12 protein-coding genes are annotated in these 13,822 nt (G+C 58.2%); 1 reads left to right on the top strand and 11 read right to left on the bottom strand.

All coding sequences use genetic code 11. The features are described from left to right. Positions 1–163: 163 nt before the first annotated feature. From J2X72_RS17685 to J2X72_RS17675, 3 genes are read right to left on the bottom strand one after another with little or no spacing between them, the layout of a single operon-like run. Complete coding sequence (locus J2X72_RS17685) at positions 164–928, bottom strand: DUF4239 domain-containing protein (protein WP_310073998.1); 765 nt, start codon at positions 926–928, stop codon at positions 164–166. A 40-nt stretch (positions 929–968) separates the two neighbouring features. Continuing rightward, the gene (locus J2X72_RS17680; protein WP_310073996.1) at positions 969–4,115 is read right to left on the bottom strand and encodes an efflux RND transporter permease subunit; all 3,147 of its coding nucleotides are present in this window, start codon (positions 4,113–4,115) and stop codon (positions 969–971) included. Next, positions 4,112–5,314, bottom strand: coding sequence for an efflux RND transporter periplasmic adaptor subunit (locus tag J2X72_RS17675; RefSeq protein WP_310073994.1), 1,203 nt, complete (start codon positions 5,312–5,314; stop codon positions 4,112–4,114). Before J2X72_RS17675 ends, J2X72_RS17680 begins: the two co-directional genes overlap by 4 nt. 98 nt (positions 5,315–5,412) lie before the next feature. On the opposite strand from J2X72_RS17675, the gene J2X72_RS17670 reads away from it, so the two are divergent. After that, entirely contained in the window at positions 5,413–5,628 is a 216-nt protein-coding gene (locus tag J2X72_RS17670; protein WP_310073992.1) for a cysteine rich repeat-containing protein, read from the top strand. Between the two features lie 16 nt (positions 5,629–5,644). Here the strand turns inward: J2X72_RS17670 and J2X72_RS17665 are convergent, their stop codons facing one another. The 8 genes from J2X72_RS17665 to J2X72_RS17630 form a co-directional block, all read right to left on the bottom strand. Then, entirely contained in the window at positions 5,645–6,574 is a 930-nt protein-coding gene (locus J2X72_RS17665; protein WP_310073990.1) for a dihydrodipicolinate synthase family protein, read from the bottom strand. Positions 6,575–6,588: 14 nt separating this feature from the next. Beyond that, positions 6,589–7,539, bottom strand: coding sequence for an oligopeptide/dipeptide ABC transporter ATP-binding protein (locus J2X72_RS17660; protein ID WP_310073988.1), 951 nt, complete (start codon positions 7,537–7,539; stop codon positions 6,589–6,591). Continuing rightward, a complete protein-coding gene (locus J2X72_RS17655; protein ID WP_310073985.1) occupies positions 7,536–8,558 on the bottom strand; it encodes an ABC transporter ATP-binding protein in 1,023 nt (340 codons plus the stop codon). Before J2X72_RS17655 ends, J2X72_RS17660 begins: the two co-directional genes overlap by 4 nt. Positions 8,559–8,566: 8 nt before the next feature. Then, complete coding sequence (locus J2X72_RS17650) at positions 8,567–9,484, bottom strand: dihydrodipicolinate synthase family protein (protein ID WP_310073983.1); 918 nt, start codon at positions 9,482–9,484, stop codon at positions 8,567–8,569. Between the two features lie 18 nt (positions 9,485–9,502). After that, entirely contained in the window at positions 9,503–10,378 is an 876-nt protein-coding gene (locus tag J2X72_RS17645) for an ABC transporter permease (protein WP_310073981.1), read from the bottom strand. Between the two features lies 1 nt (position 10,379). Then, positions 10,380–11,339, bottom strand: coding sequence for an ABC transporter permease (locus J2X72_RS17640; protein ID WP_310073979.1), 960 nt, complete (start codon positions 11,337–11,339; stop codon positions 10,380–10,382). Between the two features lie 62 nt (positions 11,340–11,401). Continuing rightward, the gene (locus J2X72_RS17635; RefSeq protein ID WP_310073976.1) at positions 11,402–12,982 is read right to left on the bottom strand and encodes an ABC transporter substrate-binding protein; all 1,581 of its coding nucleotides are present in this window, start codon (positions 12,980–12,982) and stop codon (positions 11,402–11,404) included. Then, positions 12,979–13,710, bottom strand: a complete 732-nt coding sequence (locus J2X72_RS17630) for a FadR/GntR family transcriptional regulator (protein WP_405044735.1) — start codon at positions 13,708–13,710, stop codon at positions 12,979–12,981. Before J2X72_RS17630 ends, J2X72_RS17635 begins: the two co-directional genes overlap by 4 nt. Between the last annotated feature and the right edge of the window lie 112 nt (positions 13,711–13,822).

Below are 13,822 nucleotides of genomic sequence, written 5' to 3'. Positions count from 1 at the left end.
GTATGATTTTGATTCCCTGCCCGATCATCGTTCCCGAGTGAGAGTGGCTTTCCCTCACATGCCACGCTGTTGTTTTCAAGCATCCTATCACAAAACAGGTCTTCGCTCGCTGCTGCAGGGAAAATTTGATCCGCCATGGTGGCATTGCTTGGGGGGAGAGGTTTCAATTTTTGCCCAGATGCGCAAGCGCGGTCCGCAGCGGAGCATCGGACACCTGAATAATGCCGAGGTATGGGTGAGCCATGTCGATAATCAGAAATATTGCTCCTCCGACCGAGAGAGCGCACACGAACAACATGCCAATGACCGTGGCGTTGGCCGGCGCCAACAGCCCGAACGTGAAAAAGAGCAACGCAAGCCAGAAGACAAGAATTACAAGGAAAGCCTGGGGCAAGCCTTCGCCTCCTTTCTCGAGGAGTAACCAATGCGCCTCCGCAATTTCTCCGCTGATCGCAATGGCCCGCGCTTGCAGCTGGCGCTTGGCGTCGGTTTCGGGAGAAAGGGCTCGCAATTCATCCTGAACGGGCTCGATCCCCAGGTCGCTTCTGCCCGCGTCCGGCGTTGTATCATCGTGATCAGCGTCGACCCAGGAGTCTTGCAGCCGCAGGCTTACCAATTCCGCAAGGAGACGCCGCGCCTCCTTCGTTTCGGGGCCGTAATGCGCCATGACCCGGTCAAGCAGGACGACGCGCGCCACCGATGTTCTCAGCTCTGCCTCGGCGTCATCGAATGCCGTCTTTGCCGATGCGATCAAGAACCCGACCGCGAGCGCTGACAATGTTCCGACCACTGCCGTTGCAAGCTTGATCGCCTCTTTTGAGTCCATATTCAGGTGGTGTTCCGGCAGGTGGTCACGAAGAAATATTCCAGCCACCACAGCAAACGACAGGCAGATGAACGTAATCCCGCCGATTGCAAGAGCACTCATGGTTTGAATTTCGCTGCTGCGTTGCTCATGGGCCGTAAACTCAAGTGTCCAAGACCTTTGCTTCCGCCGGGCGCTTGCGCGTGGCACGCCACTCTTCAAAGCGCTGCATGACGACAAAGAAGGAAGGAACGAAGAGAACAGCAAGGCAGGTCGAGGCGATCATGCCACTGAAGACCGTGATGCCGATAGACTTGCGGGCACTAGCGCCGGCTCCGGTCGCAAATACCAGCGGTGCCACGCCGAGGATAAAGGCAAATGACGTCATCAGGATCGGCCGGAAGCGAGCTCGCGCCGCCCCTGTCGCGGAATCGATGATGGATTGCCCGGATGCACGCAACTCACGCGCCATCTCAACGATGAGAATGGCATTCTTGGCTGAAAGCGCGAGGAGCAGGATAAGGCCGATCTGCACATAGAGATTCACTGCCACATGCAAGCCCAGGAAAATGGAAACAGGACCGATCAAAGACAATGGCGCAGCCAGCAGCACCGATACTGGCGCGATCCAGCTTTCATATTGCCCGGCCAGCACCAGATAGACCAGCAACAACGCAAGAGCGAAGACCAGGATCATCTGGTTGCCGACCAGCTTCTCCTGATACGACAGCGCCGTCCATTCGTAGCTCGTGCCATTCGGCAGAGTGGCGGCAGCGATCTCTTCCATAAGATTCATCGCCTGGCCCGACGAAAATGTGGCCGCCGGCACGCCGACAATCGAAGCCGAAGGATAGAGATTATAGAGACTGATCAAAGAGGGCCCCACGCTCGGTACGATGGTCAACACCGTTCCGAGCGAGATCATGTCGCCATTCATGTTGCGCACAGTCAGATTGTTGATGCTGTCCGGGGTCAGGCGGAATTGTGCATCGCCCTGGACGTAGATCTGGAACACCCGGCCGAACTTGTTGAATTGAGCGACATAGCTGGAGCCGAGATAGCTTGCTAGGGTATTGAAAACCAGATCGGTCGTCAGCTGGAGAGACTCAATCTTCTCGCGATCGATCTCCACGGTATATTGCGGCGCATTGGCCTGAAAAGGTGCATTGACGCTTTGAATACCCGACTGGGATTCGGCCGCTTTCACTATGGCATTGGTCAGGCTCTGCAGTTTGGCCAGGTCGAAACTGCCGTCGCGCAGTTCCGTCTGCATGGTGAACCCGCCGGCGTTGCCGATACCCTGGATCGGCGGTGGCGGAAGAACGAGTACCCTGCCCTCGCCTACGCCTTTGAGTTTCGCGTTGAGCGTTTTGTAGAGGGAAGCCAGGTCCTCGCCAGGGCCGCGCTTGCTCCAGTCGTCGAGCATGATGTAGGCAAGACCGGCATTTGCGAGTGCGGAATTATTGTCGAGGGCAGAAATGCCGGCAATCGTAATGACCTGGGAGACGCCCGGCGTTTCCTTCGCGACCTTGCCCAGTGCCTCCAGCGACTTTTCCGTTCGGCCAAGGGCAGCGCCGTCCGGAAGTTGCACCGCCGCCAGAAGATAACCCTGATCTTCGATGGGCAGGAAGCCGGTTGGCGCACGCGACATGCCGTAACCAGCGGCGGCGATGATAGCGAGAGCAATGACCGCCATGAGGCCACTGCGGGCAACCATCGAACCGATCACACTGACATAGCCGTTTTCCAGCCGCTGGTAGACTGCATTGAAGCCACGAAAGAAGAAATTTCGTTTCTCCGGCGGTACAGGCGGGCGCAACCACATGGCGCACTGGGTCGGCTTCAAGGTTGCGGCGTTGATCGCGCTGATGAACGCAGTGGCCGCGATTACGAGCGCGAATTGCGAAAATATCTGACCGGTGATGCCTGGTAGAAATGCAGCGGGCAGAAACACAGCCATGAGAACGAGCGTGATGCCGACGATCGGCCCGAAGAGCATGTCCATCGCGCTAATGGCCGCGTCATGGCCGGACATGCCGCGCTCCATATTGTGCGAGGCGCTTTCGACCACGACGATGGCGTCGTCAACGACGATGCCGATTGCCAGCACGATGGCGAACAGGGTCGAGAGGTTGACGGAAAATCCCATGGCGGCCATCGCAGCAAATGCGCCGATGATAGTCACCGGAACAGTCGTCGCGGGTACCAGCATGGCACGCCAGTCCTGCAGGAACACGAGAATAACGATCAGCACCAAAAGTGCGGCTTCAAACAAGGTCTTGTATACCTCGCCGATTGCCTGACTGACGAAGGTCGTCGTGTCGAAGGGGATGGAATAAGCAACGCCCTGCGGAAATCCGGCAGCAAGCGCCTTCATTTTTGCGCCTACGCTCTTGGCCACGTCCAGTGCATTGGCACCAGGGGACAGGAAAATCGCAAGGCCTGCGGAATCCGATCCATCGAGCCGGAACACCTGACTATAAGTCTGCGCACCGAGCTCAACGCGGCCGACATCCCGCACGCGCGTCATGCCGCCATTGGCGTCGGTCTTGACTATGACCGCACCAAACGCGTCGGGATCACTAAGGCGGCTCTCGACATTGATCGTATATTGGAAGGATTGGTTCTCCGGCGCCGGCGGCATGCCTACCTGACCGGCGGTCACCTGCTCGCTCTGCTGCTGCAGCGACTGGATGACGTCTTGCGCCGTCAGGCCGCGTGCCTGCATCTTGTCGGGATCGAGCCAGATACGCATGGAATATTGGCCGGCGCCAAATACCGTAACATTGCCAACGCCGGGAATTCGCGCGATTTCGTCCTTGAGCGCTATGGTAGCGTAGTTGCTGAGGTAAAGACTGTCGCGGGTGGCGTCTGGTGAGGTCAGCGTGACGATCTCAAGAATCGACGTCGACTTCTTCTGGACATTCACCCCCTGCACCTGCACCGATTGCGGCAATGAGGCGAGCGCAGCTGAAACGCGATTCTGCACAAGCACTTGTGCCGCGTCGAGATCAGTGCCTATGGCGAATGTCACCGTGAGTGAGTAGCTGCCGTCAGAGGCCGCGTAAGACTGCATGTAGAGCATGTCCTCAACGCCGTTGACCTGCTGTTCTATCGGCAACGCCACCGTATCGACCAACGTGCGTGCGCTGGCTCCGGGATAGCGGGTCGTGACCTGCACGGTTGGCGGCACGACATTCGGATATTGCGCGACCGGCAGCGAATAAAGCGAAACAAAGCCGATGACGACCATGAGGATGGCGATTACATTGGCCAATACGGGCCGTTCTATGAAGAACTTCGAGATCATTGCGCTGCGCCATTCGCCGCAACGGCGCTAAGATCCTTCAACTGTGGCTCTATCTTCTGGCCGGGTACGGCCGACAGCAAGCCTGAGACGACGATGCGATCTTCCGGTGTGACGCCGGTTGTCACGACGCGCAATTCGCCAACCAGCTGCCCGATCTCTACCTTGCGCTGCTCGACGATATCATCCTTGCCCGCAACCAGGACATAGCGTCCGCCCTGATCACTCCCAATGGCACGATCCGGCACGAGCAGCATTCCCGGTTCTTCGAACAGAGGAACGCGGACGCGGACGAAATAGCCAGGCAGCAATTGCCGATCGGCATTGGGCAGGACGGCACGGACTGCCAGCATGCCGGTCGATGCGGTTATAGTGGGCGCCACATAGTCCAGCGTCCCCACATGCGGGAAACCGGTTTCATTTTGCGTACCGACTTCGGCGGGGACCTTTTTCAAATCCTGCGCGGTCATCCCGCGTTTCGCCATGGCCGCGCGGATACGCAACACGTCCCTCTCACTGACGTTGAAATTGACATAGATGGGATTGAGCTGGACAATCGTTGCAAGCGCCGTGGTGGACGCGATAACGAGTTCGCCTATTGACACCAGCCGCGCGGTGGCGACACCGTCGAACGGCGCTTTTACCTGCGTGTAGCTTAAATTGAGCTGGGCCTGTCTGACATTGGATGCCGCCTGTTGCTGAATGGCGAGGTCGGCCTCACGTTGCGCCTCCGCCTTCTGCAGATCTTGTTGTGTGGCAAAGGTTTTGGCCACGAGCGCTGCCTGACGTTCGTATTCCGCCTGCGATAGCTTTACGGAGGCGTCGGCCGACGCCTTTGCGGCATTCGCCTGGTCTAACGCCAGCTGGTAAGACTCGGGCTCGATGACGAAAAGAACGGTACCGGCTTTTACGGCATCCCCGTCATTGTACTCGATTTCCTCGATGAAGCCTTGTACCCGTGCAACCAGCGCAGTCTGGTTAACCGCTGCGGTAGTACCAGTCACCTCAAGATAAGGCGTGACGTTCTGTTTTACCGGACGCGCTACATCGACCTTGGGCGGCGGTGGCGGAACGTAGGTGTTCTCTTGACTACAGCCGGCTAATGCCAGCCCGAAGAATGTGATGCAGGCAAGGACTAACCTCCTGCGAGCGCCGAAAGAGCGTTCAAATTGCCGTGTATGCAATCCACTTGTTCCGGCCATTATATCCCCCAATTGGCCTTTGCAGAAAACGCATGATCGATGCTACGTTATTCCGTATCTGAGAGATAGCTCTCCATAAAAAATTGTAGGGGGTTGTTATGCGGATGATTTTGACTGTCATTGGAGTGGGGATGTTTTGCAGCTCGGCCATGGCGCAGACGGCTGCCGAACGTGAAGCATGCATGGCGGACTTTCAAAAATACTGCCCCGGCGTCGTGCCTGGTGGGGGGCGGGTTATCGAATGTCTAGCCAAGCAATTGGACAAGCTCACACCCGAATGCAAGAAAGTGGTGCAGTCGCACGCTCCGAAATAGACGGATCAGCTGCCCATCAAATCATGATGTCGCCCAGTTCCTGTTTCGCGACGGCGCGCAGGCGTTGAGCTTCGTCTTCACCGATCCAGCGATACGGAAAGCGTAAGCGCGTGCCCACCGGGCCCCAATTGCCGATCGCGCAAAGCAATTTATCCAGCGCAGCGTTGGAATAGCCAGCCTTCTGCCTGAAAGGAACGATGTGCTGATCCATGAATTTGCAGATGCGCTGTTCGATTTCGACGGCAGCGTCAATATCGGCTAGCATAAGGTCGGTCCAACGCTGCGCGCCGCGTGGACTAAGACAGGCGACGTTGGAAAATGCACCTGCTGCCACCTCTTCCCTGATGCCTGTCGCGAGGTGATGCCCCGGCACGAAAAGCGAGACGCCGCTCAGATGGTCGCGTGCCTCGGCGTACCAGTTCGCATCACCGTCTGCCAGTTTCACGCCAACCACGCCCGGCGATTCAGCCAATATCGCGCCGAGTTCCCTTGGAGCAAGAACGCGTTTTGCATGCGGCGGGTTGTAGAGGAGGATCGGAATGCCGTTGGCAATCCCGGACGCCCTGTTGAGGTAGTCTATTGCCTCTTCGTCCGTCAGCGGCCACCAATCGGGCAAGATGACCTGAATGGCAGCGGGGGCCAGTGCAGCCGCGCGCCGGACACGGTTCAGCATGATCGCCGGGTCGGGCTGACAAGCGCCAATGACAAAGGGTATGCCCATCTTTCGGCAACGCTCGGCAAGCATCAGCTGAATGCGATCGAACTCTTCTTCAGTCTGGTTGTGGAATTCGCCGGCGGTTCCGTTGGAATAGATACCATCGACGTTCGCATCGATCAGGATGTCCATTTCAGCGCCAAGCTTGCTGAATTCAATGCTGTCGTCCGCCTCGATGGGCAGGAGTAGACTGGCCCAATTCCCCTTGATCGCATGTTCCGCTGATTTCACACTGGGCTCCTAGTTCAATCGTCGCGGATACAGGCCTTGAATTGGCCGGGCGAAACTTCGCGCAATTCAGGTACCGTATGGGCGCAGGCCTCCAGCGCGACCGGGCAACGTGTCCGGAATACACAGCCGCTCGGCGGATTGGCCGGGCTTGGAATATCGCCCTTCAGGATTTGCCGGTTGCGGGGCGCATCCGGATCCGGCGACGGGATCGCGGAAAGCAAAGCACGCGTATAGGGGTGTTGCGGCTGCGCATAAAGATCAGCGCTTGATGCGATCTCCATGATGCGGCCGAGATAGAGGACAATCACACGGTCACAAATATATTCGACAACCGCGAGATCGTGCGAGATGAACAGCATGGTCAAGCCGAGCCGTTGCTGCAGATCGCGCAGGAGATTGATGACCTGCGCCTGGATCGAGACATCCAGCGCAGAAACAGGCTCGTCGGCGACAATGAATTCCGGTGCGAGCGTCAGCGCGCGGGCGATACCGATGCGCTGACGCTGCCCGCCGGAAAACTCGTGTGCATAGCGATTGACGGCTTCGGCAGGAAGATCGACCTGCATGAGAGCGTTTCGTGCCCGGTCCATGCGTTCCTTGCGGGTGCCGATGCCCTGGATCTTGAGGCCTTCGGTCAAAATCTCGCCAATGGTCATGCGCGGCGACAGGCTGGCAAAGGGATCCTGGAATATATACTGCATACGCGGCCGCGTTCGCCGCATCTGCGCGGCCGAAAGTGTCGTCAGTTCTGTACCATCGAATTTTACACTACCCGAGGAAGGCTCGACCAGGCGCAGGACCGAACGGCCGATCGTTGTCTTGCCGCTGCCGGATTCACCGACCAGTCCAACCACCTCTCCCTTGGCGATGTCGAAGGAGATGCCTTCCAGGATATTGAGTTTCGTGCCGCGGGAAACGTAGTGTTTGCCCAGATCGCGAACGGTGAGGAATGGCGCAGCGCTCATCGGCCTACCTCCTGCCACCGTATGCAGCGGCTCCTGTGCATAGCATTGACCTCGGCGAGGGGAGGCACCGCTGCCCGGCAGGCATCGATCGCGTAGCGGCAACGAGGCGAAAATGCGCATCCATCCGGCATGTCAGCAAGACTGGGGACGACGCCTGGAATAGCCGCCAATTTCTGGCCGGTCTGCTTCATGCGTGTTGCCTCACCGAGCCGAGGCATCGACGCCAGAAGTCCGAGTGTATAGGGATGGCGCGGATTGCGGAAAACCTCACCGACAGGCCCCTCCTCCACGATGCGCCCCGCATACATGACCGCAACGCGATGAGCGATTTCGGCTACCACGCCAAGGTTGTGCGTGACGAAAAGCATGCCCATACCACGTTCACGTTGCAGCTTGATCAGAAGATCGAGTATTTGCGCCTGGATGGTCACATCAAGCGCCGTCGTCGGTTCGTCGGCAATCAACAATGTCGGATCGCAGGCAAGCGCCATGGCAATCGTCGCGCGCTGACGCATGCCGCCCGAAAGCTCGTGCGGATACTGTCCCGCCCGGCGTCTCGCATCGGGGATGCCTACCTGATCGAGAAGTCGCACCGCCGAGTCAGTGGCCGATTTCCGGTCGGCATTGTGATGGATGCGAAGCGGTTCAGCGATCTGATCACCCACCGTGAACACCGGGTTGAGACTGGACATCGGCTCCTGGAACACCATGCCGATGTCGTCTCCGCGGATTTTGCGCATCTGTTCGTCATCCAGCGTGACGAGGTCACGGACAGCGCCATCCTTGCTTTTGAAGTGGATACTACCGGCGGCAATCGCACCGACATTGCGGGTCAACAGCCCCATGACCGACAGGCTGGTCACGGATTTGCCGGAACCGGATTCGCCGACAAGCGCAACGGTTTCGCCGGCAGCGACCGATAGGTCGATGCCATCGACTGCGGTAATCTCGCCGCCGCGGGTGCGGAAGATTGTCCGCAGCCCGCGAATGTCGAGAATGGGATCCACGCGCTCGTCCATATCCCGTCTCAGCCGAGCAGCCCGGTTGAGCGCAGGATGGCGTCGATCTTTGCGGATTCTGCCTCATCGAGCGCCTGTCTGGGTCTCGGCATGACGTTCGTATCAATGATGCCGAGGCTGCGCATGGCGGTCTTGAAACCGCCCACGCCCGATGCGCCACCGCTAACGCGGCTTTGCGCCACCCAGACGATCTCGAACAGGCGGCAGAGTCGTTCCTGCTCCTTGCGCGCCGCTGCCCAATCGCCGCGCTGCGCAGCGTTCCAGAGGCGGACATAGCCATGCGGGTCCACATTGGCGAGTCCCGGGACCACCCCATGCGCACCCATCGACAGAGAATTGTCGACGACTATCTCGGAACCGGTCATCAGGAAGATGTCCTTGTGCTCGGCGAGATCCAGCAAGGCGTAACGGAAATTGCCATCATCGCCGCTTGAATCCTTGAGGCCGATAATGGTGCCTTCCTTGGCGAGCGTCGTCACTGTCGATCGAGCCAGCTTGGCATGGACGCAGACAGGGATATCATAGGCGACAAGCGGAATGTCGACGGCATCCTTGATATAGCGGAAATGGTCGATGATCTCGGGCTGGCTGGTGACAGTGTAGTATGGTGCTGTCACGACGACGGCGGCAGCTCCCGCTGCCTTTGCGACCTTGGCATGGCCAATGACGTTGTCGGTCGTCGCATCGAGAACGCCCGCAATGACCGGCACGCGGCCATTGACGATCTTGACCGAGTGCTCAAGAATTTCCTGCCTGGTCTTTTCGTTGTGGAACACCACTTCGCTGGTAGACCCGAGCACGAATACACCGTGGCAGCCTGCGCCGAGCAGATGTTCGAGCACGCGCGTGTAGGACGGATAGTCTACAGTGAAATCCGGATTGAGAGGTGTTACGACGGGAGGAACAACCCCATGAAATTTGGTCATTTTCGCTTTCTTTCTTTGTCAGTTCAGTTCGGCAGGAGGATCGAAGGCATCCCTTAGACCATCGCCAATAAAGTTGATTGCAAGGACGGCAAGGACCAGCGCCCCACCGGGGAACAGCCATTGCCAGGGGAATTGTTCGAGAACGGCCGTCGAGCGCGCTGCGTTGAGCATGTTTCCCCAGCTGGCGGCTGGCGGGGCAATACCGAGACCGAGGAATGACAGCCCGGCCTCGAGAAGGATCGCATTGGCGATCTGCAGCGTCGCATAGACGACGAGGATATCGATGGAGTTCGGCAGGCCGTGCCGGAACAGCAGATGCCCGAGCCCTGCTCCCATGCCGCGCGAAGCCAAAACGAAATCCCGCTCCCGGAGTTCAAGCAGCCTCGATCGGATCATGCGGGACAGGAGTGGCCATGACAGCAGCGAGATGACAAGCACCGTCGGCCAGATGCCCGTACCGGCAATCGACGCCAGCACCAGCAGGAAGATGACCGGCGGCAGGGTCATGACCAGATCGACGAAGCGCATGGTGACAGCATCGGCCCAGCGACCGGCAAGTGCGGATATTGCACCCACCAGAAACCCGATGATCGCCGAAAGGATTGTCGAGGCTACAGCTACCAGCAGCGAAATACGGCCGCCTTCCAGAACACGGACAAAAACGTCGCGGCCGACACCATCGGTTCCGAACCAATGGCTAGCCGTCGGTCCGCTGTTCATGGCGAGCAGATCGATGTCGTTCGGCTTGAATGTCCACCACAAGGGATAGGACAGGATCATCGCGAGCATCGGCACGATGATGCAAACGCCGAACAGCGCGGCCTTATTGTGGCCGAAACGGTGGAATGCGCGCGCCATTGGACCCGGGCTGTGGGAAGGTGAGCGTGCCAGCATCTCAACCGACCTTGATGCGCGGATCGATGATCGCATAGGTGATGTCGGTTAGAAGGTTGACGACAATCACACAGGCACCGATGATCAGTGTTGCGCCCATGATGACCGGATAGTCACGCGTCTCGACAGCATTGACCAGCAACAGACCCATGCCCGGCCAATTGAACACACTCTCGATGAAAATCGCGCCGCCGATCGCAAGACCGATTGTCGAGCCTATGACCGTGACCACGGGCAGCAGGGCATTGCGCAACGCATGCTTGGCGATGACCCAGAATTCCTTGACGCCCTTCGCCCGCGCCGTCCGCACATAGTCCTGATTGAGAACTTCAAGCAGAGACGAGCGCATGTAACGCATGATCAGGGCAGCCTGGGCGATGGAGAGCAGTGCTGCGGGCAAGAGCAGATGATGGAGCAAATCTCCGATGGAAAATTCCGCACCCGGCGTCAGCATGCCACCCGACGGAGCCCATCCCAGGCGAACGGCGAATATATAAAGGCCGATCAGCGCGCTCAGAAACGCCGGGCTCGAAATGCCCACGAGTGCGAACACCGAGAATGAGAGGTCCACCGGCGAATTCCGCCGCACCGCGCTGATAACACCAGTGACGATCCCCACGATAATCGCGATGACCAATGCCGATCCCATCAACAGAACTGTAGGACCGATGCGCGACAAGACCAGCTCCAGCACCGGCTGATCCTGACGCTTGATCGAGAAGCCGAGATTCCCCGCGACGGCCTGTTGCAGCCATGCCAGGTATTGAACCGGCATTGGTCTGTCGAGCCCAAGCTGGCTGCGCAGGTCGGCAAGCTGCTCTGGCGACATCGGGATGTTCGGATCGATATAGGCATCGATCGGATCACCGGGAGTGAGACGCAACAGCAAGAAGATAAGCACGCTCAAGGCAAGGAGCATGCCTACTCCTATCAGCAGACGTCGAAGACTGTACTGAAGCATATTCGTTCCGTTTTGCCGGGGTGGCCAACGCCACCCCTTAAGCCACGATCAGGCACGGGCGATCATTCGCCGAGTGACCATTTTTCGGGATGAGCCTGATAGGGGCCACCACCCGGTGCCGGCGTCCAGATGAAATCCTTGACCTTTGACGACACAACGCCATAGCGGTTTGCCACCCATAGCGTTGCCCATGGCAGGTCGGAATTCATGACCTTGCAGACATCCTGATACCGGCCATCGCGCTTGGAAGCGTCGGGTTCGGCAAGGGCAGCGTCCAGCGCCTTGTTGAGTTCCGGCATACGCGCGCGCACCACATTGGGGCCTGCTGGCGGGATTTGTTTTTCATTCAGGCCGACGTTGATGCTGCCCGCGTCGGGTCCGCTTTGAAGACCGGCATAGACCAGCTGGAACTGCGCGACATCCGGCTTCGGGTTCAGGACGATGCTGTTGTACGTCGGTGTATCGACGGCGCGCGGCACGACATTGATTCCTACCTGCGAAAGCATGGCTTGCACGGCGGCGAGCACGTTGGTCGCGAGAGGTGTGGTGTAGTAGGTCAGAAGGGTAATCGGCTTGTCGCCATTGATCTGCGACCACCCGGCTTCATCCAGAAGTTGCTTCGCCTTTTCCGGATCGTAAGCGTAAGGGTCGATGCCCTGCGGCACCAGCCGGTCAGCGACATAGGCGCAATTTGCCGGCTTGGCAGCACCCGCATAGAGGCTCTTGATGATGGCGTCGCGATTGATCGCATACATCACCGCCTTGCGCACGCGCGGATCTTTCCAGATCGGTGACTCATGATTGAAGCCAAGGTAGTTGACGACGAAGCTGTCACCTTCGATGACCTTGAAAGCTTCATCACCCTTGAACGTCGACACATCATTGGAGTCGACATAGGTGAACTGGATTTCGCCGGCACGAAGGGCAGCGATGGCGGCTGCCGGATTGGCGAAGTACCGATTGATCACCCGCTCTAGTGCGGGTTTGCCACCGCGATAGTCGGTATTGGCTGCAAGTTCCACATATTGGTCGGTGACGTATTTGGTGAACTTGAAAGGTCCGGTCCCGATTGGCGAGGTAGACCACCAGGCGTTTTTGGCGAGTTGATCTGCCGGTATCGATGACAATGCATGTTCGGGCAGCATCATCACCTTGGTCATCGTGTCGAGAGTGCTTGCGCTTGGCGCACTCAGCTTGACGATCAGGGTATGATCATCCGGAGCTTCGACTGATGAGACTGCTTTTAATCTCGCGGCGAGCACTGACCCGGACTTCGCGTCCATGGCCAGACCCATGGTGAACTTCGCGTCCTTGGAGGTAAACGGCTTGCCGTCATGCCATTTGGCATCCGCTAGCTTGAACGTATATGTCAGTTGGTCTGAGCTGACTTCGTAACTATCTGCCAGAACGCCCACGACCTTCTGCAGTTTTTCGTCATAGGTAACGAGCGGCTCGAAATAGACACTAAGCCAGGTAAATCCGGCTGTGGCCGCAAGCGGGTTGAAGTTGCCCTGGAACCCTCCCGGTCCGACATCGAATCCACCCGACAAGGTTGCAGACTGCGCTGCGGCGGGAGCCAAAGTTACACCTCCGATCAGCGCGGCTGACAGTGCCAGCGCTGAAGCTATCATTCGTAGTTTCATGGTATCCTCCCATTTGCCGTATTGGTCTTGTTATGTGCAATCACGCGAGCGATCCCCTCGTAGTGACTGTCGAGGCGGTTGCGGGCGTCTTCGAGATTTCTGGCCTCCACGGCATCGACGATCGCCTCATGATCGCGCCACGTCGCCATCGGATCTGTATTTTCCAGATTGACGAAATCGGACGCCTTGTAGAACGCGAGCCAGAACACCTCGATCAGCCGCACGAGCGTCTCATTTTCCTGACAGCGGAAAAGCAGCCGGTGAAAAAGCCTGTCTTCATCGACAAAGGCTTCATTGCGCTCAGCATGCACGCGCATGCGAGCGACGACCTGCCGCAACTCCTGGATATCTTCGGCGTTAATCCTCTGCAGGGTCTTGCCTATCAAGCCGACTTCGAGCGTCCTGCGAATCTCCAGCACTTCCTCGATCTGGCGCAGCGCCCCGCCCAAGCCATAGGCAAGATTATCAAGCAGCGGCTCGAAGGAGAATGCCTTGACGAAGACGCCAACACCGCGCCGCGACTCTAGAACACCAACCGACTCCAATGCCTTGATTCCTTCGCGCAGCGAGTTCCGGCTGACGCCGAGTTGGCTGGCCAGTTCGCCTTCCGGCGGCATGGGCGCCCCTGCTTCCAGGCCATTTTCGTTGATGTAAGCCCGCAAGCTTTCTTGCACGGATACATGCAGCAAAGGCGCGCGGTGCAGAGGCTTGAGGGATTTGAATGCCATTCTTCGGATTCCAATCTCGGCGAATACTGAAGTCGGGACTACATACTCACTTGTAGGATATCTGTCAACCGGACATCCATTCTCGATTCAAATCCTCACAATTCAATGTGAA

The organism is Phyllobacterium sp. 1468 (genome assembly GCF_031455525.1).
In the GTDB taxonomy this organism is placed as follows: domain Bacteria; phylum Pseudomonadota; class Alphaproteobacteria; order Rhizobiales; family Rhizobiaceae; genus Phyllobacterium.
This window is presented reverse-complemented; position numbering and strand designations above follow the sequence as displayed.